The organism is Methylotenera sp., assembly GCF_030684185.1.
Taxonomy (GTDB): domain Bacteria; phylum Pseudomonadota; class Gammaproteobacteria; order Burkholderiales; family Methylophilaceae; genus Methylotenera.
In genome coordinates this window covers 28,246-51,268 of sequence record NZ_JAUXOY010000022.1, presented here as the reverse complement: position 1 = coordinate 51,268, position 23,023 = coordinate 28,246, and the positions used below count along the sequence as shown (strand labels likewise).

General features: G+C 43.3%; 19 protein-coding genes. 3 read left to right on the top strand and 16 right to left on the bottom strand.

All coding sequences use genetic code 11. The features are described 5' to 3' along the window. Window positions 1-97 precede the first annotated feature (97 nt). Together Q8J82_RS09225 and Q8J82_RS09220 are read right to left on the bottom strand one after the other, a co-directional pair. Complete coding sequence (locus Q8J82_RS09225) at window positions 98-397, bottom strand: hypothetical protein (protein ID WP_305328169.1); 300 nt, start codon at window positions 395-397, stop codon at window positions 98-100. Between the two features lie 19 nt (window positions 398-416). Continuing rightward, a complete protein-coding gene (locus Q8J82_RS09220) occupies window positions 417-1,871 on the bottom strand; it encodes a HAMP domain-containing sensor histidine kinase (protein WP_305328168.1) in 1,455 nt (484 codons plus the stop codon). Between the two features lie 102 nt (window positions 1,872-1,973). On the opposite strand from Q8J82_RS09220, the gene Q8J82_RS09215 reads away from it, so the two are divergent. Further along, window positions 1,974-2,456, top strand: a complete 483-nt coding sequence (locus Q8J82_RS09215) for a dihydrofolate reductase (RefSeq protein ID WP_304892264.1) — start codon at window positions 1,974-1,976, stop codon at window positions 2,454-2,456. 187 nt (window positions 2,457-2,643) lie between these two features. Here the strand turns inward: Q8J82_RS09215 and Q8J82_RS09210 are convergent, their stop codons facing one another. The 4 genes from Q8J82_RS09210 to Q8J82_RS09195 form a co-directional block, all read right to left on the bottom strand. Further along, the gene (locus Q8J82_RS09210) at window positions 2,644-4,884 is read right to left on the bottom strand and encodes an arginine/lysine/ornithine decarboxylase (RefSeq protein ID WP_305328167.1); all 2,241 of its coding nucleotides are present in this window, start codon (window positions 4,882-4,884) and stop codon (window positions 2,644-2,646) included. A gap of 17 nt (window positions 4,885-4,901) precedes the next feature. Then, entirely contained in the window at window positions 4,902-5,477 is a 576-nt protein-coding gene (gene dcd, locus Q8J82_RS09205) for a dCTP deaminase (RefSeq protein ID WP_304909166.1), read from the bottom strand. A gap of 94 nt (window positions 5,478-5,571) precedes the next feature. Beyond that, window positions 5,572-7,077, bottom strand: coding sequence for a glucose-6-phosphate dehydrogenase (gene zwf / locus Q8J82_RS09200; protein WP_304909167.1), 1,506 nt, complete (start codon window positions 7,075-7,077; stop codon window positions 5,572-5,574). 123 nt (window positions 7,078-7,200) lie between these two features. Then, the gene (locus tag Q8J82_RS09195; protein ID WP_304890787.1) at window positions 7,201-7,989 is read right to left on the bottom strand and encodes a dienelactone hydrolase family protein; all 789 of its coding nucleotides are present in this window, start codon (window positions 7,987-7,989) and stop codon (window positions 7,201-7,203) included. Between the two features lie 177 nt (window positions 7,990-8,166). Between Q8J82_RS09195 and pgl the strand changes: the two genes are divergently transcribed. Beyond that, window positions 8,167-8,865: a 6-phosphogluconolactonase gene (gene pgl, locus Q8J82_RS09190; protein ID WP_370653539.1), complete on the top strand. Its 699-nt coding sequence runs from the start codon at window positions 8,167-8,169 to the stop codon at window positions 8,863-8,865. Between the two features lie 141 nt (window positions 8,866-9,006). On the opposite strand, the gene Q8J82_RS09185 is transcribed toward pgl, so the two are convergent. Both Q8J82_RS09185 and Q8J82_RS09180 read right to left on the bottom strand, forming a co-directional pair. After that, entirely contained in the window at window positions 9,007-10,413 is a 1,407-nt protein-coding gene (locus Q8J82_RS09185) for a DEAD/DEAH box helicase (protein WP_304909168.1), read from the bottom strand. Between the two features lie 39 nt (window positions 10,414-10,452). Continuing rightward, a complete protein-coding gene (locus Q8J82_RS09180) occupies window positions 10,453-12,303 on the bottom strand; it encodes a DEAD/DEAH box helicase (RefSeq protein ID WP_305252471.1) in 1,851 nt (616 codons plus the stop codon). 506 nt (window positions 12,304-12,809) lie between these two features. On the opposite strand from Q8J82_RS09180, the gene typA reads away from it, so the two are divergent. Next, complete coding sequence (typA, locus tag Q8J82_RS09175) at window positions 12,810-14,639, top strand: translational GTPase TypA (protein WP_304909170.1); 1,830 nt, start codon at window positions 12,810-12,812, stop codon at window positions 14,637-14,639. 163 nt (window positions 14,640-14,802) lie between these two features. On the opposite strand, the gene Q8J82_RS09170 is transcribed toward typA, so the two are convergent. The 8 genes from Q8J82_RS09170 to Q8J82_RS09135 form a co-directional block, all read right to left on the bottom strand. Next, on the bottom strand, window positions 14,803-16,023 hold the full coding sequence (locus tag Q8J82_RS09170; protein WP_305328166.1) for an ABC transporter permease: 1,221 nt from the start codon (window positions 16,021-16,023) through the stop codon (window positions 14,803-14,805). 13 nt (window positions 16,024-16,036) lie between these two features. Next, entirely contained in the window at window positions 16,037-16,756 is a 720-nt protein-coding gene (locus Q8J82_RS09165; RefSeq protein ID WP_304892316.1) for an ABC transporter ATP-binding protein, read from the bottom strand. Further along, a complete protein-coding gene (locus tag Q8J82_RS09160) occupies window positions 16,756-17,952 on the bottom strand; it encodes an efflux RND transporter periplasmic adaptor subunit (protein WP_304892315.1) in 1,197 nt (398 codons plus the stop codon). Before Q8J82_RS09160 ends, Q8J82_RS09165 begins: the two co-directional genes overlap by 1 nt. Before the next feature lie 15 nt (window positions 17,953-17,967). After that, window positions 17,968-19,446, bottom strand: a complete 1,479-nt coding sequence (locus Q8J82_RS09155; protein ID WP_305328165.1) for a TolC family protein — start codon at window positions 19,444-19,446, stop codon at window positions 17,968-17,970. 301 nt (window positions 19,447-19,747) lie between these two features. Next, window positions 19,748-19,891: a DUF3149 domain-containing protein gene (locus tag Q8J82_RS09150; RefSeq protein ID WP_304892313.1), complete on the bottom strand. Its 144-nt coding sequence runs from the start codon at window positions 19,889-19,891 to the stop codon at window positions 19,748-19,750. Between the two features lie 350 nt (window positions 19,892-20,241). After that, entirely contained in the window at window positions 20,242-21,837 is a 1,596-nt protein-coding gene (locus Q8J82_RS09145; protein WP_304892312.1) for an ABC-F family ATPase, read from the bottom strand. A 69-nt stretch (window positions 21,838-21,906) separates the two neighbouring features. Continuing rightward, a complete protein-coding gene (locus tag Q8J82_RS09140) occupies window positions 21,907-22,509 on the bottom strand; it encodes a nitroreductase family protein (RefSeq protein WP_304908839.1) in 603 nt (200 codons plus the stop codon). Continuing rightward, complete coding sequence (locus Q8J82_RS09135; RefSeq protein WP_304892310.1) at window positions 22,506-23,012, bottom strand: GreA/GreB family elongation factor; 507 nt, start codon at window positions 23,010-23,012, stop codon at window positions 22,506-22,508. The genes Q8J82_RS09140 and Q8J82_RS09135 overlap by 4 nt, the downstream gene beginning before the upstream one ends. Window positions 23,013-23,023: the final 11 nt, after the last annotated feature.

The following is a 23,023-nucleotide window of genomic DNA, read 5'->3' as shown; positions in this document are numbered from 1 at the left end:
TGGCCAAAAAACAGGTGCTGATGCTGCCAGGTTATTTCAGGTACATCCGTCAACGGTTGTGCGTTTGTTAGCAAAAACCCGATAAAGTGTGATGAATTTAGCTTAACGTACAATTTTTTCCGTTTTCTGCGTTCACCCCTAATAGATCATTGGGGTTGTCAGCTAATGCCTGATTTGTAGCTGTGAGTTCTTGTTTTTGCGCTTCAACTGGTAAGTTAGAATATAAATCAGCGAAATTTAAGAACTCATTGGCATCATTACTTCTTGTAAAGGTTTTTATTACTTCGCCTATATTTCCAGTTGAATTTCTACTTGCAGTTTGTTTTACCGCAGAGTTCACACATGCAACAGAAGTTAAGCAAAGAAAAAAAGTGATAAATAAGTTAAATGTTTTCATATAGACCAAAGCAATAGGGTTATGCGGCAGGATGCTGTAATGGTAAGCGTAAAATAAAATGTGCACCAATTTGCGATGGTGCTAGCTTAATTTCACCTTTAAGTGCATCAACTGCTTCTTTTGCTATAAATAAGCCCAAACCACTACCTGCTACCAGGCTGCTATTAGGTTGTTCACCGCGATAAAAAGGTTCGAAAATTCCGATTAAATTGGCCTGGCTAATACCTTGTCCCGTATCTTTAACCTCAATGATAAGCATAGATTTCGATTGACTGGCATCAATCATAATTTCGCCATTATTAGGCGTAAATTTAACAGCATTTGAAATTAAGTTATCTAATATTGTGCGTAATTTTTCAATATCCACATGCATGATAATGTCATCAGTTGAGTTAATTACAGTAATATTTTTTTGTGAAATTGTCAGCTCGTAGGCATGTAAGATTTCGCTTACTAGCGCACTTAGTGATTGTTGTATTAGTTTTGGTTCTGATGAGCTAGATTGGTATTCTGAAGAATTAAACTGAATTTCTGTATAGTACAGCAGGTTCTCAATCATTTTTTGAAGTCGTAAGCTGTTTTCCCGTAATATGTGTACAACTTCACTTTGTGTTTGATTGAGCTTTCCGGCGATGCCATCATTCAGCAGCTCGCTAGCTTCGCGAATGGCGGTTAGCGGTGTTTTAAGTTCATGTGAGGCTTGTTGCAAGAATCGCTGCTTTTGCTGATGCAAGTCTTTTAACGCGAGACGTAACCAGTTGAGTCTTGCACCAAGCTGGCGCAAATCACCAGGCCCGTTAATTTCTATTTCATGTTCATAGTCACCCCTGCCAAGCTGGTGTATGGCTGCGTCCATGCGGCGTATGGGTCTTGCAATCATCCATGTAATCAAGCCAGCTATTAGCACCGCTAACGGTATTAGTGTAAGTGTCTGCCAAAACAGTAATTGTTGAGTGTGTACAACTTTGGTTTTAAACAGGGCCGATTCTTGGTCAATCAAGCGGTTATTTTGTTCGGTTATTTTATAACCTTGGTTGGTTAAATTGGTGAAAGCATTAACCATACTTTGGTCGAAGCTTGAATTTTTATCATCATTTATTGAATTGAATAGATTATTTTCTTGCTTAGCTAACGCAAGCAATTGAGGCTGCAGTGATTTTGAGATTGGAAGCGATAATAACGTGTTGATGGCGTAACTGAATCTATCATGTGCATTTACATAATTTTCAAATAATAACTTATCATGCAGCACAAAATACTGGCGCGCACTGCGTTCCATCACCGCAAGTTCTTCAAGCAGAATTCGGCTTGAACGTGTTGTTTCAACTGCTTGTGACATGTTAAACAAACTTTGCTTGGTCAGCTTGCCAAAGTAAATGTTTGCATTCACAAAGACTACCAATAATGGCAACATTGCCAGCGCAAAGCCAATCAGCAGCAGTTTTAAAAATGATTTTGGATAAGTGATTTGCAAGTGGATATAGTGATGTTTTTAAGTAAATACAATTAGCTAAGTTACCAGAGGTTAAAATATTTGGCTGTTAAAACTATTGGACAAGCCTAGTATAATACTCCAATGAAAGCACTTTCACTTATTGTAGCGATTGCTAAAAACAACGTGATTGGTATTAACAATACCCTACCTTGGCACCTGCCAGAAGACCTCAAGCGCTTCCGTGCGCTTACTATGGGTCATCATATTATTATGGGGCGTAAAACCTATGAGTCGCTGGGGCGTTTGTTGCCTGGGCGCACCACCGTTATTGTGACACGTAATAAACATTACAAGCTTGAAGGTGCGCTGATAGCGCATTCGCTGGAAGACGCTTTAGTATTATGCCAAAACGATGATGAAGCTTTTGTGATTGGTGGTGCTGAGTTGTATCAAGATGGGTTAAAACTTGCGGATAAACTATATGTTACTGAGGTAGATTTGACCGTTGATGGGGATGCATTTTTCCCTGTAGTTGATTTAAAGCATTGGCAAGAAACCTCGCGCGAAACACATATTTCAGCGCAAGGGTTGCCATTTAGTTATATTACTTATACCCACATATAAGTATTATTTAACCTGTGCAAAACTTAGTGAGACCTTTGCAAAAGTATTTATTGCGGCAAATTACTGCGTTGCGCGGTACTCGCAACCTCGCTGTACACAGCGTACTATCTCGGCTTCTGTGTTCCGTGCGCCTTGTACTTTATCCACACTAAACACTTTTGCAAAGGTCTCATAGTGATTTACTTTGTTACTGCTCAACACAATCTACATAATAAATAGCTTTGCCATCCACTATCTGCTTCACTAAACCGTGGTTGTCAGTCTCAAATCCAGGGAATTTTTCATTAAATTCACGCGCAAATTTTAAATAATTCACAATGACTTTGTTGAACTGTTCCCCGGGAATAAGAAGCGGAATACCTGGTGGGTAGGGCGTTAACAGCACGGCAGTAATGCGGCCTTCTAATTCATCGATGGGCACACGATCTATTTTTCGATGCGCCATTTTAGCAAAAGCATCGGTTGGCTTCATGGCGGGCACCATGTTAGATAAATACATTTCAGTGGTTAAGCGTGCAACGTCATTTGCTTTATATACTGCGTGAATTTGTTCACATAAATCACGCAAGCCGACTTTTTCATACCTGGGTTGTTTTTGGATGAAGTCAGGCAAGACTTTCCATAGCGGCTGGTTCTTGTCGTAGTCATCTTTAAATTGCTGTAATGCCGCTACCATTGTGTTCCAGCGGCCTTTGGTTATGCCGATAGTGAACATGATGAAGAATGAATATAGGCCTGTTTTTTCAACAATCACGCCATGTTCAGCCAAGTATTTGGTGACGATTGCGGCAGGAATCCCAAATTTATCCGAGAAATTGCCTTTAATATCCAAGCCCGGCGTGATGATGGTGGCTTTAATTGGGTCTAGCATATTAAAACCAGGTGCTAGGTCGCCAAAATCGTGCCAATCATCGTTGGCATGCAGCATCCACGCCTCGCGTGCTTCTAAACCTTCTTCACTTAAGTCATTTGGCCCCCAAACTTTAAACCACCAGTCTGCGCCCCATTCCTCGTCTACTTTGCGCATGGCACGGCGGAAGTCTAAAGCTTCCATCAAGCTCTCTTCAACTAAAGCCGTGCCGCCAGGCGCTTCCATCATGGCGGCGGCTACGTCAATACTTGCCACAATCGAATATTGCGGGCTAGTTGAGGTGTGCATTAAGTATGCTTCGTTGAAAATATCGCGGTCCAACTTATTATTTTCTGCATCCTGCACCAAAATTTGGCTCGCTTGGCTTAAGCCTGCTAATAATTTATGAGTTGATTGCGTTGAGAACACCATACTTTCTTTACAGCGCGGGCGGCCTTCGCCAATGGCGTGATAATCTCCATAAAAATCATGAAATGTGGCATGTGGTAACCAAGCTTCGTCAAAATGCAAGGTATCGATTTTACCGTCCAGCATGTCTTTAATTTCTTCTACGTTATACAGTACGCCATCATAAGTGGATTGCGTAATTGTCAGCACGCGAGGTTTGGCGGTTTTGTCGGAAATAAACGGGTTGCGGTCAATTTTCTTTTGAATGTTTTCCCACTCAAATTCACTTTTTGGAATCGGTCCGATAATGCCAAAATGATTGCGCGTTGGCATTAAAAATACAGGAATCGCACCTGTCATAATAATGGCGTGCAAAATGGATTTATGGCAGTTACGGTCTACTACCACTACATCTCCTGGCGCAACAGTTGAATTCCACACCATTTTATTGCTGGTAGAAGTGCCATTGGTTACAAAATATAAATGGTCACAATTATAAATGCGCGCCGCATTGCGCTCAGAAGCCGCTACAGGCCCTGTGTGGTCTAGCAATTGACCTAGTTCTTCCACCGCGTTGCACACGTCAGCACGTAACATATTCTCGCCAAAAAACTGGTGAAACATTTGCCCAACGGGTGATTTCAAAAATGCCACGCCACCAGAATGACCAGGGCAATGCCATGAGTAAGAGCCATCCGCCGCATAATGTGTAAGCGCTTTAAAGAAAGGTGGAGGCAGGCTTTCCAGATAGGCTTTAGCCTCGCGTATAATCAGGCGCGCGATAAATTCTGGTGTATCTTCATTCATATGAATAAAGCCGTGCAGTTCGCGCAAAACATCATTAGGAATATGGCGCGAGGTGCGCGTTTCACCGTATAAGAAAATGGGAATTTCCTCGTTCCGGTGACGAATTTCTTCAACAAAACTACGCAAACCTCTTAGGGCATCAGGGTTTTCTTCAATAAATTCATTATCGTCTATTGATAGAATAAATGCCGAGGCGCGGCTTTGCTGTTGAGCAAAAGAAGTCAGGTCGCCATAACTGGTTGCACCTAGCACCTCAAAGCCCTCGTCTTCTATAGCTTTGGCAAGTACGCGAATGCCTAAACCTGAGGAGTTTTCTGAGCGAAAATCTTCGTCAATAATGACAACGGGGAAACGAAACTTCATTAAATGGATTTCCTCAATTAAATCTTAGGTAAGGTGACGCCAACTTGGCCTTGATACTTGCCGCCACGGTCTTTATAGCTGGTTTCACAAACATCATCTGCATCTGCTTCAAAAAACAGCACTTGCGCGCAGCCTTCATTGGCGTAGATTTTGGCAGGTAACGGTGTGGTATTGCTGAACTCTAGCGTCACATAACCTTCCCATTCCGGCTCGAATGGCGTGACATTGACAATGATGCCGCAACGCGCGTAAGTGGATTTACCCAAGCATATCGTCAACACATTGCGTGGAATGCGGAAGTACTCAACTGTACGCGCTAAGGCAAATGAATTAGGGGGAATGATGCAGTAATCTGCATTGACCTCTACAAATGAATTCGGGTCAAAGTTTTTTGGGTCAACAATGGTGCTGTTAATGTTAGTAAACAGCTTGAATTCTTTACTACAGCGAATATCATAGCCGTAGCTTGATGTGCCGTAAGATACCATGCGCTCGCCATTGGCATTCTGCTTGACTTGATTAGGCTCAAACGGCTCTATCATGCCGTGTTGCTCTGCCATTTTACGTATCCACTTGTCTGATTTTATGCTCATAATCTTGCTCAAAAAAATAAAAAATGCCCAACAGTTTCAGTTGGGCATTATAAAGTGCAAAGATGAATTATGTATTAAAAAATTACAGAATTCATCAGTGTTTATCGCCACCCAATTCAATAGAGTAACGCCAAAACTGGTCACTGGTTTCAAAAATGACGCTGGATTCTTCAGGGTCACGGTTACCTGCGCGATATTGATGTAGCGGCGTTTTGTCTGCGGCCCATGCTTTCACAATAGGATCAACCAAGCGCCATTGTGCCTCAACTTCGCTAATGTGTAAGTATTGAGATGGGTCGCCTTCCATTAGATTGAGCATTAAGGTTTCATAAGAGTCTATGGTTTCATCCTCTTTTTGACGTTGTGGAGCGTCGATGCTCAAGGTGCGTGTAGCAATGTCTAACCCTGGGATTTTTGATTCAATTTCCAGTTTGATGCACTCACGCGGTTGAATGTTAATGGTGAGCCAGTTTTGATGCTGACCATCCACCAATTCCATAGGTGCTTTTTTAAAGCGGATAGAAATTGCCGTGTTGCCTTCATGCATGCGTTTTGCAGTGCGCACGTAGAATGGCACGCCTTGCCAACGCGGATTATCAATAAAGAGTTTTACGGCGGCATAAGTTTCAGTTTGGCTTGATTCTACACCTTCACGTTTAAGCTCTTCCAAATAGCCATGTACGTTTTCGCCGTGTCCATCGCCTACACAAACTCGGCCAGCAGCATATTGCGCGCGGAAGACTTGTTTGTTGATGTTTTTTACATCTACAGGGCGAATGGATTGAAGTAACTTGATTTTCTCTGCACGGATGCTTTCCGGTTGCAAATCTTTTGGTTTCTCCATCGCTGTAACTGCCAGTGTTTGCAGTAGATGGCTTTGGAACATATCGCGTAATGCACCTGTTGCATCGTAGAAAGTAGTGCGATCACCTACGCCTAAAGTCTCGTTATTGGTGATTTGCACATGGTCAATGTGTTCTTTATTCCAAAGTGGCTCAAATATTGCATTGGCAAAACGTGTAAGCATAATGCCTTGTACAGCCGACTTACCTAAATAATGGTCTATACGGTAGATTTGACTTTCTTTTAAGTGCTTGGTGAGTCTTGCTTGTAGGTCTTGCGCACTTGGCAAGTCTGTACCAAATGGTTTTTCAATCAACACACGGCGCCAGTAATTGCTTTCGTCCAACAAACCAACTTCAGAAAGTTGTTCTACAACAGGTGCGAAATCGGTAGGGCGAACTGACAAGAAGTAGGCGAAGTTTTGTGGAAATATTTTCGTATCACTTAAAGTTACGCTCATTTTTTTGTATGCATCAGGGTCATCAGATGCATTCGCAAAGTAATGATTACGTGCGATAAAACGGTCAAAAACTTTTTGGTCGTAGCCGTTTTTGAATTTAGCATCGAGCATGCCTTTAATGTCAGCCAGCCACGCCTCACGTGCCACTGCACTGCGGCCGACCGACAAAATTGCCATGTTATCCGGTAGGCGACCTGCTGCATCCAGGCGAAATAAGCCTGGCATCAGTTTAACGCGAGATAAGTTACCGCTTGCGCCAAATAGCACAAGGGTGCAAGGATCGATTGTTTTTGCCATGATGTGATTAAACCTTAAGTTGATAAGTTTTAGTGGTAACGATTAGTGCAAATGCTGCTATAAAGTTATTTTATCGTCCGCCCTGAGTCTGTAGAAATATCTAGCACGAACGTATGTAAGCTTTTAGTGACGTGCTTCAGCTGTGCCACTGTCTTCCATATCCAAATCACCCCAGCCTAAACGGCGATTGAATAATTCTAACAATAAATCCCAGCTTAAGCGTGATAAGGCAGGGTCATAGCGATGACCTTCATCACGCATAAATGCATGTTGACCATTGAATTCATGCCAGGTGAAGCGTGTTCCCACTTCTTCCAAACGGGCTTTCACCATATTGCGGCCTTCTAAAGGCACGTGCGGGTCCTGGCGACCCCAAATGTGTAAAAGTTCACCTTTGATTTCGCTGGCGCGTTCTAATGAATTATCGTTTTTGCCTAAACCTAATGATTTTTTGTGTATATCTGTTGCATAGAAACATACCGCAGCAAGTACGTCAGGGTTCATAGCGGCACGGAAAGCAAGGTGACCACCCACACAGATGCCCATGGCGCCTAAGCGGCCCGTGCAATCATCACGTGATTTTAAATAATCTAACACAGCGCGTGCGTCGTTATCGTAATCTTCTACAGGTTTGGTGGTTTTAAGTTCATTGCCGCGCGAAGTGCCAGCTTCATTGTAAGATAGCACAGTGCCTAGCGGTTCAAATTCATGATAAATTTCTGGGCAAGCGACAATAAAACCATGTCCAGCTAGCATTGCTGCTGTACGGCGTATTGGCGCAGTGACTTGAAAAATCTCAGAAAACATCAAAATAGCAGGATATTTACCAGGAGCAGCAGGACGAAAAATATGAGCGCGCATTTTGCCTGTTGGGGTATTGAGGTCAACAATTTCACTGTCTTTTATTAGCATGCTGTATTCCTGTTAATTAAATGGGAGTCCTGTTAGGACGCATTTAGAATAGCCGTATATGATAAAGCAAGCAGACAAATTCATACAGTGGTTTGATACAAAAAGTATAAATAGCATGACAATTCTCTCGATTTCGTGTCCAATTCGGTCTAACTGATTTTTGATGTTGGATAGATAATGATGCAAGAAAATAAGGCGAGTCAAAGTACTAGGTGGAAACGTTTTGAAAGTATGGAGGCACTAAGGCATGGCGTTTGTGATGCAATAGTACAAAGTGCAAATGATGCGATTGCTAAACGTGGAAAATTTTCAATCGTGTTAGCAGGCGGTAATACACCCCGCACCGTTTATCGATTATTGCGTGATTTGCCTATGGATTGGGCAAAATGGCACATATACCACGGAGATGAGCGCTGCCTGCCACCCGACCATGAAGACCGCAATAGCTTGATGGCAGAGCAGGTCTGGCTCGATTATGTCAATATCCCTGCTAATCAGATTCATGATATTCCTGCGGAATTAGGCCCTGTAGCAGGAGCCAAAGCGTATGCTGAAGTCTTAAAGGATGTAGCTGCATTCGATCTGGTGCTTTTAGGTTTAGGAGAAGATGGTCACACAGCTTCGCTATTTCCTGATCATACAGTCGACAATAGCGCGGATGCTGTGCCAGTATTTAACGCCCCTAAGCCGCCGTCAGAACGTGTGACGATTAGTCAAAGTCGCTTAAATAACACGCACGAAGTGATATTTTTAGTGACAGGAGCAGGCAAACAAGAAGCTGTCGATAATTGGCGCAGTGGAGTGGATATTCCAGCGACTTTGATTAAGCCTGAAAATGGTGTGGATGTTTATTGTTATGAAGTGGAATTAAAATAGCTTTGTGTTTGAATGGACTAATGTCTCAAAAATAACCTTTTGCAAAATTATTGATAATTGCGAGTAGTTCTCGTAACACCCTTTAAGATAACATGCCCCACCAAACCCAGCGCTGGCTTGCGCTGCGGTGATTGGACAAAGTTATTTGTCTTGCCTTAATCCGCCAAGTAATGCAGCCACTGGTGTTTTGTTTGTATGGTTGGGCTTTGCACTAACATTTGTATTTTGTTGTGAAACCATAGCTTCGTAGGGTTTATCAAACCAAGGGTCACTACTTTTCTTTTTAGCAGGCATGCGTTTAGTAGCTGTAGCATCATGGATTGTAACGCGGCTAGATTTATGGCTGGATTCTTTACTGGAGATTGAGCGCGCTCTTGTGCTGGTTTTTTCAAGTGCGATTGTTTCTTTTGGAATTTGGCGCTTAATCAGCTTTTCAATTTCAACGATGTATTTATCTTCTTCAGGGCTGACGAAAGAAATCGCAATACCTGAAGCGCCTGCACGGCCAGTACGACCGATACGATGGACGTAGTCTTCCGGTGCGCTTGGAATTTCATAGTTAATCACCATGGGTAATTCGCTAATATCCAAGCCGCGGGCAGCAACGTCGGTTGCTACCAATACGGTGCAAGTACCGGCTTTAAATGCATCTAATGCTTTAATGCGTTCTTGCTGGGTTTTGTCGCCGTGAATTGCATCGGCGGCAATGCCTTCACGCTCTAAGCTACGACTTAGGCGGCTGGCGGTAATTTTGGTTTTGGTGAACACTATCACCTGTGTTGCATCAGCAGCTTTTAATAGCTGTGTCAGCAATGTTTCTTTGTCGCTTTGTGCAACTTCATACACTTTTTGCGTCACATTATCGTTAGTCGCGTTACTGCGCGCTACTTCGATTAACTTTGGTTTAGTTAAAAACTCATCTGCGAGTTTTTTAATCTCATTTGAAAATGTGGCTGAAAACATCAAAGTTTGGCGCTGCTTTGGTAGCAACGCCAAAATTCTTTTCAAATCAGGCATAAAGCCCATGTCTAACATGCGGTCGGCTTCATCTAGCACTAACATTTGTACTTGATTCAGCTGTAGCGTTTTTTGTTCAATATGATCCAACAAACGGCCAGGTGTTGCCACCAGGATTTCCACACCGGATTTAAGGTGCGGTGTCTGGGTTTTAATGTCGACACCGCCATACACAACCAGTGAGCGCAGCGGCGTATTTTTTGCATACGCTTTTACACTTTCTTCAACCTGTATCGCCAGTTCACGCGTGGGCGTTAAAATCAAAGCACGAATAGGATGTTTGGCTGGAGATGCACCATTGTTAGCCAGCGGTAGTAATTTTTGTAGCATTGGCAACGCAAATGCCGCAGTTTTACCTGTGCCAGTTTGTGCGCCAGCCATTAAATCACCCCCAGCCAATGCCACAGGAATAGCCTGTGCTTGTATTGGCGTGGGAGTGGTGTAACCAGACTCTGTTAATGCTTTAAGTAATTCAGGTGCTAGACCTAAATCTGTAAAAGCGAGACTGTCTAAAATTACTGTTTCTGTCATTTGTTGGGTACTATTCAATTAAAGTTTACGTCAAATAACTTAAGCAAAACTACGTGGGCGACGCGGTGCACCGCTACCACCTGCGTTTGCATTACCGAAGCTGCGTGAATCGCTACCGCTGCGTGCTGGGCGGCCGTCACGTGAAGGAGCTGCTGAACGGTCACCACGTGGTGCGTCTGCACGGCCTTCGTAACGTGCGCCTAATACACGGTTATCACCGCGATTTGCATCAGGGCGGTTACCACGACTGTCACGGTCACCACGATTACCTTCGCTACGTGGTGCACTTGCGCCATCACGTGAGAAAGGCTTTTTGCCGAAAGCAGCTGCATCACCGAAGCTACGGTTAGGCGCGCCAGCATTTGCACGATCGCCACTAGGACGCTCAGAACGGCTACGATCACCACTTGAATTACGGTCACCAAAACTACGTGGGCGGTCGCCAGACGGTCTTTCTGTGCGGGCTGCATAACCTGCTGAATTGCCATTGGCTTCACGCGGAGCTGAATCACGGTTGCCACGATTTTCATCACGGCTGCTACTGTCACGGCTGAAGCTAGCGCCGTCGCGCGGTTGAAAGCTATTGTTACGGTCGCCACGTGGCTCGCTGTTACGGTTATTAAAGCCACCACGGTCGCTAGAACCACGGTCATCACGTGGTTTAAAACCACCGCGACCACCTGGTTTGTGTGCGTCACGGCGAATATCACCACGATCACCGCGACCATTACCTGGACCGTCCATTTTCATGGCACGTTTTGGTTCAAAACCTTCAATAACGCCTGGTTCCATACGGTTGCCAGTGAATTGTTCGATTTTACGTAAAATATGGCGATCCATATTAGATGCGAAAGAAATTGCGATACCAGTGTTACCAGCACGGCCAGTACGGCCAATACGGTGCACATAGTCTTCTGCAAATTTTGGTAAATCGTAATTAATGACATGGCTAATACCTTGTACATCAATACCGCGAGCAGCTACATCAGTTGCCACTAACACTTTTACATCACCCTGACGTAATTTAGTTAGCGTGCGGTTACGCGCACCTTGTGTCATGTCGCCATGTAAAGCGGCAGTTTTGTGACCAGCAGCATATAAATCTTCAGCCAAAACATCTGCATGGCGTTTAGTGCTAGTGAAAATAATCACTTGATTCACTTCAGGTGCAATCAACAAATGCTCTAGCAATTTGTTTTTATGTGTCATGTCATCTACGTAGTGCAAGCGTTGCTCAATGTTGGCATGTTTTTCTTTTTGCGTAGCCACTTGGATTGTTTTTGGGTTTTTAAGAATTTGTTTAGCAATACGTGCGATGTCGCCATCAAGTGTTGCAGAGAACAATAGTGTTTGACGTTCAGCAGACAGTTGCTCACAAATACGCTCAACATCAGGTAAAAAGCCCATGTCCAACATACGGTCAGCTTCATCCAACACTAACATTTGCAAACGACTTAAATCAATACGGCCACGTTCCATGTGGTCTAATAAGCGACCAGGTGTTGCCACCAGAATATCTAGCGGTTGTGATAATAATTTGTTTTGTAACGGGTAAGGCATACCGCCCACAATACTGACAGTACGTGCTCGGATGAACTTGCCGTATTTACGCGCAGCTTCGTTAACTTGAGTTGCAAGTTCACGTGTAGGTACCAATACCAAAATGCGTGGGCCACGGCTTTTTAATTCGTGTGGCGTTGCGAGTAAGTTTAATGCTGGCAACATAAAGGCTGCAGTTTTACCTGTGCCGGTTTGGGCCGAAGCCATCAGGTCGTGGCCTGCAGTTACAACTGGAATAGCTTGTGACTGGATAGCGGTTGGTGTTGTGTAGCCAGATTCTTCAATAGCACGAAGGATGGCAGAGTCAAGATTTAATGATTCAAAAGACAAAGTAGTCCCTTTCTAGGTTACCGCTAATAAGTGATAACCAATAGTAAGTCAAACAAAAAGGGCGCTAAGTAAAAACGGACATATCATTTGAACATAAGCAATTAGTTAAGCTTATGAGCAAGGGCAATATAAACGCAGAAAATATTTGGTTTAGGTTGAGTTGAATTAAAAGAATAAGCTGAATTAACAACTTAAGTTTTTCAAACTCTATTTAAACTAGCTAATATAATCTTTACCAGCGCACGGGCACAGCCGCTAACCAGTAAAAATCAATAGTTCGATTTCTTGATAGTTGCTTCAAAATTTCACGAGCAACAGAAGGGTCAGGGCAATGATTCAAGCAACTTAAAATATGTATTTAAACATATCGCAAAAACGTTAAGTTGCGAATGAAGCGCGCAGTATAACCATTTAATTCAGAATGTCAAATTAATAATTGAACTTGTAAAATTAAATAGTCAATTAGTGTGTTAAAATCGCCGCCTTTCAATACTGGCTACACAATTATGTCACGCACCCCTGGTACTAGAAACCTCAGAAATGTCGCAATTATCGCCCACGTTGACCATGGTAAAACCACCATGGTGGATAAACTTTTACAGCAAGCTGGTACTTTTTCATCACACCACGCGGTGGTTGAGCGTGTGATGGATAGTGGCGATATTGAAAAAGAACGTGGTATTACCATTTTGGCTAAAAATACCGCTTTGGTTTATGAAGGTACGCACATTAACATCGTCGATACACCGGGCCATGCGGACTTTGGTGGCGAGGTTGAGCGCGTATTAGGTATGGTAGATGGCGTGGTATTGCTGGTAGATGCCGTTGAAGGCCCAATGCCTCAAACGCGTTTTGTGACTAAAAAAGCGTTGGCACTTGGCTTAAAGCCAATCGTAGTGATTAACAAGGTTGACCGTCCAGGTGCACGTACTGATTGGGTGATTAACCAAACGTTTGATCTTTTCGCCAATTTAGGCGCAACAGATGAGCAGTTAGATTTTCCTATCGTTTACGCGTCAGCGATTAACGGTTATGCAATGTTAGATATGAACGCACCTACCGATAATATGCGTGCTTTATTTGATACCATTTTGAGCCATGTTACCCCGCCAACTGGCGACAGCAACGCGCCCCTGCAATTGCAAATTTCAGCGTTAGATTATTCTACTTATACAGGCCGTTTAGGCATTGGTCGTATTACCAACGGTAAAATCAAACCTGGTCAAGCGGTTACCGTGATGAACGAAGATAAACAAATTGCCGTGGGTAAAATCAACCAAGTACTTGGTTTCCGTGGTCTAGAGCGTGTGCCAGTTGAAGAAGCTGAAGCCGGCGATATTGTGATTATTTCTGGTTTAGATGATATTGGTATCGGCTTTACCGTGTGTGACCGTGAAAACGCAAAAGGCTTGCCGCATTTAGGCGTGGATGAACCAACGCTGACGATGGACTTTATGGTAAACACTTCACCGTTAGCAGGAACTGAAGGTAAATTTGTGACTAGTCGCCAAATCCGTGACCGTTTAACAAAAGAACTTTTAGTGAACGTGGCGCTGCGTGTAGAAGATACTGAAGATAATGATGTTTTCCGTGTGTCTGGCCGTGGCGAGTTACACCTGACCATTTTGCTTGAAAACATGCGCCGTGAAGGCTTTGAAATGGCGGTTGGTAAGCCAAAAGTAGTGTTCCGTGAAATTAACGGTGAAAAATGTGAGCCGTATGAAATTTTAACGGTGGATTTAGAAGATGAGCACCAAGGTGCCGCAATGGAAGAATTAGGCCGCCGCCGTGGTGAAATGCAAAATATGGAATCAGACGGTAACGGCCGCACACGTTTAGAGTACAAAATTCCGGCGCGTGGATTGATTGGTTTTCAAGGTGAGTTTTTAACCATGACACGCGGTACAGGCTTAATGGGTCACGTGTTTGATGAATACGCACCAGTAAAAGCAGATATGCCTGGCCGTCGTAATGGCGTGTTAATTTCAGCTGAAAAGGGTGAGGCTGTAGCCTACGCGCTTTGGAAATTGCAAGACCGCGGTAAAATGTTTTCAGTACCGGGAGATAAATTGTACGAAGGTATGATTATCGGCATTCATAGCCGTGATAACGATTTAGTGGTAAACCCGATTAAAGGTAAGCAACTCACCAACGTGCGTTCATCAGGCACGGATGAAGCGGTGCGCCTGATTACACCGATTGCATTATCTTTAGAGTCAGCTGTTGAGTTTATTGATGATGATGAATTGGTGGAAATTACCCCTAAAACGATACGTATCCGTAAACGCTATTTAACAGAAAATGAGCGTAAACGTTCTGGTACAAATAAATCTTAGCGTTAAATATTTTTTTTGGTTTGATTTAAACCACGTCTTGATTTGAACCACGTATTGATTTGAACCCAGCTCTTGAGCTGGGTTTTTTGTTGGGTGTGATATTTGCAAGGCGGTTTCGTTATCACGCTAACCATTACCTTGCTCGCGGTTTATCTCTGGTTATTTATTGGTAGCGGAGTGCTTCAATCGGATTCATGCGGGCGGCCTTGCGCGCAGGGTAGAACCCGAAAAATATACCAACGCTGGCCGCAACAGCAAAGGCAATCATCACTGAGTTGCTTGAAATAACAACGGCGGCTTGTGTTATTTTATTGACCAGCATAGCGCCAGTGATGCCTAAAATCAGGCCTATCAAGCAACCGATGATTGAAATCACAATGGCTTCAAGTAAAAACTGTAAGAGAATATCGCGCTCGCGTGCACCAATTGCCATGCGAATGCCAATTTCACGCGTACGTTCCGTGACAGAAACCAGCATGATGTTCATAATACCGATGCCTCCGACTAACAATGAAACTGACGCGATAGCGCCTAATAACAATGACATCGTTCTTGTGGTTTCTGCCGCCGAGTTAGCTACGGCTGTGAGGTTGCGTACAAAAAAATCACTATCAGAACCTTCTCGAATATTGTGGCGTTGATTAAGTAGGCCATTAATGTTTTGTTCCACCATCGGCATGAGTTCTTGCGTATTGGCCTGCACCATAATTTGTCTAACACTGCCTGCAAATTGATTACCTAGAATCTTACGTTGTGCAGTTGTTAAGGGAATAATGATGGTGTCATCCTGATCGCGGCCATCCAAGCTTTGACCTTTACTTTTCAATACACCTAATACCACAAAAGGATTTTGTTTGATGCGGATGGTTTTACCAATAGGATTAGTATCACCAAATATATTCTCTACGACAGTTTTACCAACTAAAGCAACGCGTGTGGCGGAGCGTATGTCAGATTCTGAAAAGACATAACCATCTTCAAGTTCCCAAACACGAATATCTAAATAGGCTGGGGTAGTGCCGATAATGCTGGTACTCCAGTTATTATTACCATATACGACTTGTGCGTTGCCCATACTAATTGGAGCTACGTTGTTAACACCATCCAACTCACCTATCGCATTCGCATCGTTTACATTAAGTGAGCTGGAGTTACCGCTACCAGAGCGTGCACCACTTGCGGTGAAAGACCCAGAAAGTACAATAAATAGATTACTCCCCATGGCATTGATAGATTGCTTGACTGACTCTTGCGCACCTTGTCCAACGGCCATCATAAGTACCACTGAGCCCACGCCTATCATCATGCCTAACATCGTGAGAAATGTACGCAGGCGATTAGCTCCCATGGCGCGCCAAGCTTCCCCTAGCATTGCTGAAAACATCGGGGTGCCTCCATTAGCTAGTTTCCTCTGCTTGAGTCACAGGTGTCGTTGATTGGGTGCGTTCATCATGCACAATTCGACCATCCAAAAAGCGTATTTGCCGGCTGGCATGTGCGGCGATGTCGGATTCGTGCGTTACCAGAATAATTGAAATATCTTCAGCATTTAATTCTGAAAACAGCGCCATTATTTCTTCACTGGTAACACTATCCAAGTTACCCGTTGGTTCATCGGCAAGTATCAGCCTTGGACGATTCACCAATGCACGAGCAATGGCGACACGCTGTTGTTGTCCGCCAGAAATTTGGTTGGGGAGGGCGTGTATATGTTTGCCTAAACCTACTTTTTCCAGCAAGGTCTTAGCACGTGACTGGCGTTCGCTCTTACTCACCCCTGAATACACCAGCGGTAATGCAACGTTATCCAAAAGGGTAGTGCGTGATAGTAGATTGAAACCCTGAAATACAAATCCGATGGTCTGATTGCGAATTTGAGCCAGCTCGTTTCCATTCAACGCTGCAACGTGATGACGATCAAGTGTATATTGCCCGCTGGTAGGCTTGTCGAGGCAACCTAAAATATTCATGAAGGTTGATTTACCTGAACCAGAAGGTCCCATAATGGCGACAAAGTCACCTGCATCCATTGTGAAGTTAACTTGCTTTAGAACTGTGATTGCGCCTGCAGCAGTTTCATAATCTTTGTTCAAGTCTTGCACTAAAACTAGGCTCATTAGAACATCCTGAAGCGCATAGTGCTGGTCGAAGATGATATAGCGTCATTAGTTTGATTTTCTCCAACAATTACTTTGTCGTTTACTTTAAGTTCAGCGCTGCTTATCTCGGTAAATTTTCCATCAGAAATGCCTACATTAATGCGTAGTGGGGTTAGCTTTCCATTCTGAATCACATAAAGTTTGCCGCTAGAAGTATCTTCTTTTCCTGATTTTTTTCTGCCTGAATTTTGGCCGCGATTAGATGTGGTTTTGTCAGCTGAGTTGTCGTCTAATTTTGGTTTAAAACGAAGTGCCGCGTTGGGTGCGAGTAGAACATTTTCGTGTTTTGCGACCATAATATTCACATATGCAGTCATACCAGGCAACAGTACTTGTTCTGGATTATCTACTGACACCACAACATTATAAGTGACGACATTAGATGTAACAGTAGGATTTAGTCGAAGTTGCTTAACAACACCTTCAAAATTCCGGTTTGGAAATGCATCCACACTAAATTTAGCTTTTTGCCCAACTTTTATATTGCCAATATCTGCTTCAGCAAAGCTAGAGTCAATCTGCATTTTGGATAAATCCTGAGCGATTTTAATCAGCGTAGGCGTTTGAAAACTCGCGGCGACAGTTTGGCCAACATCCACGACTCTATCTATCACAACACCCGAAACTGGGGAGCGAATCACAGAATAGCTTTGGTTAGTTTGATCTCGCAGTAATTGCCCACGGGCAGTATCCAACTGGGCACGGGCAGATTTTAATGCTTGTACAGATTGGTCTAGCTCTTGTTTTGAAACGTATTCCTGAGCGTAGAGTGTACGCATTCTTGCTTCGTTGGCTTGTGCCAGTTCAACCGAGGCTTGCACATTTCGCACATTACCTTGCGATTGCGCAATCTGCGAAGCAAATAACGCATCGTCTAGCTCTAATAATATTTGGCCTTTTTCTACATGGTCGTTGAAGTCAACATATAGCTTGCTTACGCGCCCAGAAACCTGTGTACCAACGCTAATTAAAGTCACAGGATTGAGCGTGCCGTTGGCTGAAACGCTTTGCGCAACGTCACCTTGGGTAATTTCCTGTAATCGGTAGAGTTGGTCAGGCTGAATAGTGTTGTGCTTGGTATAGTAATAATAAGCACCAGCAACCACTGCCAAAAATATGAATGCGATGATTGCTTTTTTGATAAGTTTATTCATTGTTGCAATTCCAAATCAGTTTACTTTATTAGTTTGCATATTTCCACCGCCTAAAGGCAACGATTGAATCATGGCATTATCAAGGCCGCCTATTGACTGGGCAAGGGTTGCACGTGCAATGTTCCAGTTAAGATGTGCCTGAATTTGTTGTTGTCTGGCGTTCGCTAATGCGCTTTGTGCATTGATTGAATCGATTATATTGCCAACGCCTGCTTTGTAACGCCCCAGTGCTACGCGTGACGACTCTAAAGCACTGCTAACCAGAATAGATGCAGCGCGTATAGATTCGTTGGCTGTACGCAAACTTTGGTAGGCGCGCCAAACATCTAAAGAAATTTGTAAACGCAATTGGTCTCGTTGAGCTGTGCGTAAGTCTGCATTGGCTTCTGCTGAACGGATTTTATAACTTGGGCCATAGCCGCTAAAAATAGGGATAGAAACCGTGACACCTAAAGCTGAGTTGCTATTAAAAGCCGTACTGTTGCCATCCTGAATGTTATTTGAAACAGCAACTGATACGGAAGGCTTTGTTGCAGCGCGGCTTGCATCTACGCTTGCTTGGGCAGCTTTTAATTGCGCATCACTGGCAACTAAGTCAGGGCGACGAGTACGCGCTTGTTCAATTAAGGCATCGATATCCTGCTCAACATTTTGCAATGGTTGAATTGAATCGTTTGTTACCAATTTTAGGGGTTGATTCGCCGCTAGCCCCATTACATTAGCCAACGTGCCATAAGCTGTTTTTAGTGAACCTTCAGCGGTAATCCTAGAAAGGGTATTTTGTGCGAATAAAGTCTGAGCTTGCAACTTATCTGCCGGGGTTGATACGCCAGCTTTGTATCGGGCATCAGCTGCTTTGAAATTTTCTTCACTTGCACGCTCTGATTCTGCCGCTGCATCTAGTGCTGCAATGCCTGCTTGCACTTGATAAAATGCTTGAATCGCATTAAGTAATAGATTTTGCACAACACTGCTTTGTGTCGCACTGGCAGCTTGTAATAATTGGCGCGCATTTTCAAGGTGTGCATCGCGGTTGCCAAAATCATACAAAAGGTAAGAAGCAACGATATTGTTACTAAGATTACTGTAAGGGTTATTGCGTGATTGTTGTTCTGGCAAGGTTACATTCAAATTACCAGTAATGTTGTCATTGACTATAGGAAAGTAAGCGGACTTTGCGATACCAAGCTGTGCAGCTTGAACTCTTGCACTGGCATAGGCACCACGAGTTTGAGGATTATTGCATAGAGCTGCCTCGGCCACTTCAGCTAATGTCAGTGCATAATCATAGGTATTTGCCGCGCAAGCCGTACTTTCTAAATAACCTTCTGGAATTGCTGGAGGGGTTAGCGCCTCTATTTTTAGCGGGTCGTCAGTGCGATACCAAATTGAATCAGCTGAAATTGCTATATTCGACTGCCATAAAAATAAGCCACCCAGTAAAAATGTGAACACATTCGTCTTGGGTGTAAAGTAATTTCTATAGTTAGGCATGTGATATTTTTTTTGGCAAAACTGTTTATTAAGAGACATTATGCCTGATTGTTAGTTCGGAGTTTTAATCTTTACGTAGCGTTGCTTCTAGCGAATATTGGTAAGGACGTAGCTTGCTTGGTATTTTTAAGCTTTGCTATTTAGTGTATATGCGGGTATGTGAAATATTGATATCTCACTGAAATAGGCTGTGGGAATTGGAAGATTGATATAATGCAAAGCAAGCCACGCTTACCTAATAACAGGGAATTTTGAGCCAAACAAAACCCTTTAAGTTCGATACTTAAAGGGAATAGTAAGCTTAAAGTCCTGCTTTTTTGGCATCTTCAGCTATATGACGTTTGAAATAAACATAAAACCAAGCACTCATGAATATAACAAAGGCAATTACAGCTAAACTCATTAAACCATAGTCAGAAGAAAACAAATCAGTAAGCAATTTCATAATAAAAATCCTTTAGGCTAGAATTAACAGGGCAGTATCTTTGCGCCTGCATCGTTAATATGCGCCTTTCATCTTGCCGGCGTGTTGACGTAAATCAAACGGGCAACAGAATTTTCTTATACAGGGTATTGAGTATACTCATACCCCTAGTTCTTACTTAAATCGTATTTACATACGAATTATTTTTCGTCATCAATATATTAAATATATCACCCAATAAGCTCCTGATAAGTAGGTAATGACTATTAAATCACCGGTTTATGTGAGATCTACTGAAAAATGCGAAAAATAAAATGAAAACGTAGCAAATGTCTTAGAGTATTTGGTACGTTTTTAATGGTTCGTCTTATCTACTCAACACCCTGACTGGCTAAGTAATCTTCATAGTTACCAGTAAAGTCTACAATACCATCGGCCTTAATTTCAATAATACGCGTAGCGATGGAGCTCACAAATTCACGGTCATGGCTGACAAAGAATAAGGTACCTTTGTATTTATCCAAGGCGGTATTTAAGGCTTCAATAGACTCCATGTCCATGTGGTTGGTGGGTTCATCCATCAGCATGACATTGGTTCTGGCCAGCATCATTTTTCCATAGAGCATGCGGCCTTTTTCACCACCCGACAAAACCTTGACGGATTTTTTAATATCGTCACCACCAAATAGCAAACGACCTAGCATACTGCGTACGACTTGGTCGTCGTCGCCAGCCTGTCTAAAGCGTGACATCCATTCAAACAGATCTTCGCCTTGCTCAAACTCGTATTCATGATCTTGTGCAAAGTAACCGATATTGGCTTTTTCTGCCCATTTCACTTCGCCATGTTTAGGCTGTAAATCTCCGGCCAAACAGCGTAAGAATGTAGTTTTACCGATACCATTTTCACCAATAATCGCGACTTTTTCACCGGCTTCAAACATCATATCTACGTCGTTAAACAGGATTTTATCAAAGCCGTGGCTGAGTTTTTTCAGCTCAACGGCGTTGCGGTAAAGCTTATCGCGCTCATCATATTCAAAGCGAATAAACGGGTATTGGCGACTTGAAGGTTTGAATTCTTCAATTTTAATTTTATCTATTTTCTTAGCGCGGCTGGTGGCTTGCTTGGCTTTTGAGGCATTAGCAGAGAAACGGCGCACAAAGTCTTGCAACTCTGCTACCATCTGTTTGGCCTTGTCGTTATCTTTGGTAGCTTGCGCACGAGCGGCAGTACTGGCTTCCATGTAATCATCATAATTACCTGGGTACATGGCAATTTTGCCATAATCCATATCGCAGGTATGTGTACATACCTGGTTTAAAAAGTGGCGATCATGCGAAATAATAATCATCGTACAGTCACGGTTATTCAACACATCTTCTAACCAGCGGATGGTATTAATGTCCAGGTTATTGGTTGGTTCATCCAGCAACAAAATATCCGGATTAGAAAATAGCGCCTGTACTAATAGTACGCGTAGCTTCCAACCTGGTGCGACAGCGCTCATTAAACCATTGTGCTGTTCAATTGGTATGCCAACACCTAGGAGCAACTCGCCAGCACGGGCCTCGGCAGTGTAGCCGTCATATTCAGCAAATACGCCTTCTAACTCCGCTGCTCGCATGTAGTCATCTTCAGTCGCTTCCAGATTAGCGTAGATGGCATTTTTTTCGACATTGGCATTCCACATTTGCTCATGCCCCATCATCACCACATCCAACACGCGTTGGTCTTCATAAGCAAATTGGTCCTGTCGCAGAAACGCCATGCGTTCATGGCTATCTATTGAAATATTGCCAGCGCTTGGGGTTAATACGCCAGCCAGTACTTTCATGTAGGTTGATTTTCCGCAGCCATTTGCACCAATCAAACCATAGCGATTATTATCACCAAATTTAACGGAAACATTTTCAAAAAGCGGCTTTGCGCCAAATTGCACGGTAATATTGTTGCTAATTAACACAGTTACATCCTTAAGTTTATTGCTTTAAAATTACTACGGTTTTAATTTTATTTATTAATTTTTGATGAATTAAAATTTATCGTTGATAACGACTTCACTCATCGTTAATTGGCCGCCACGTGGCTGCGCATCTTTTAGGGCTTTGCCAACCACGACAAACATCGTAGGAGTATGGTCTGCGGGCAGGTTAAGCAGTTTTGCTACCGCATCAAAGTCAAAGCCATCCATTGGGCAGGTGTCATAGCCCATTTCCTTGGCAGCCAGCATAATTGTCATGGCAGCCATACCACAAGAACGCATCGCTTCATCGCGTTGCACTTGCTCATTATTTTCATAATAATGCCCAATAGCTGGCACTAGAATATCCGCCACGGCTTTAGGCACATTCTGCCAATAACGTTCGGGTTTTTTTGCCCATGCTTTTAAATCTGCAGTGAGCACAATGAGTAAAGAAGCTTCTTGGACTTGTGCTTGATTCCAGCTTACGGCGCGAATCTGGTGCCGCAACACTGGGTCTGTCACTAATACAAAACGCCAGTTTTGAATGTTAAACGCGGTTGGTGAAAGCATCGCCAATGACATGAGTGTAGATATTTCTTGCTCAGTCATTTTGTGCTGAGGATCGAACGCCTTAATTGAACGGCGTTCTTTTATGGCTTGGCTAACGTTCATGATGCGTAGTGAATATCCAGAATTTCTAAAGCTATGTCGCCAACAGGGCGATGCCAAGTAACAGTGTCACCTACTTTTTGGCCAATTAAGGATTTTGCTAACGGTGAGACCCAGCTAACTTTGTTAATACTCGCGTCCGCTTCATCTTCACCTACTATGTGGAATGCATGCTGCGCACCTTCACTGTCTTTTACTTCAACAGTGGCGCCAAATAATACTGTTCCATGACCTTGTGTTTTAGGGTCTACCAATATAGCGGAATCTAGCCGTGCGCGAACATAGCGTAAGTCGCGTTCAAGCTCAGCGATTTTGTCTTTTCCAAAGGTATCGTCAGTTGAGTTTTTTAACGCGTCAAGTTCCGCTAAAACTGATTCCTCTAGCGTTTGTAGCTCAAGCGCGCCTGTGGGTGTCACATAATTAGGATGTTGGCTAACCGGCCGTTCAACAAGCTCTTCACCACCGGCTTGCTCAAATCTTTCTTCATTTACAAATGCACGACTCATAGCGATGTTCC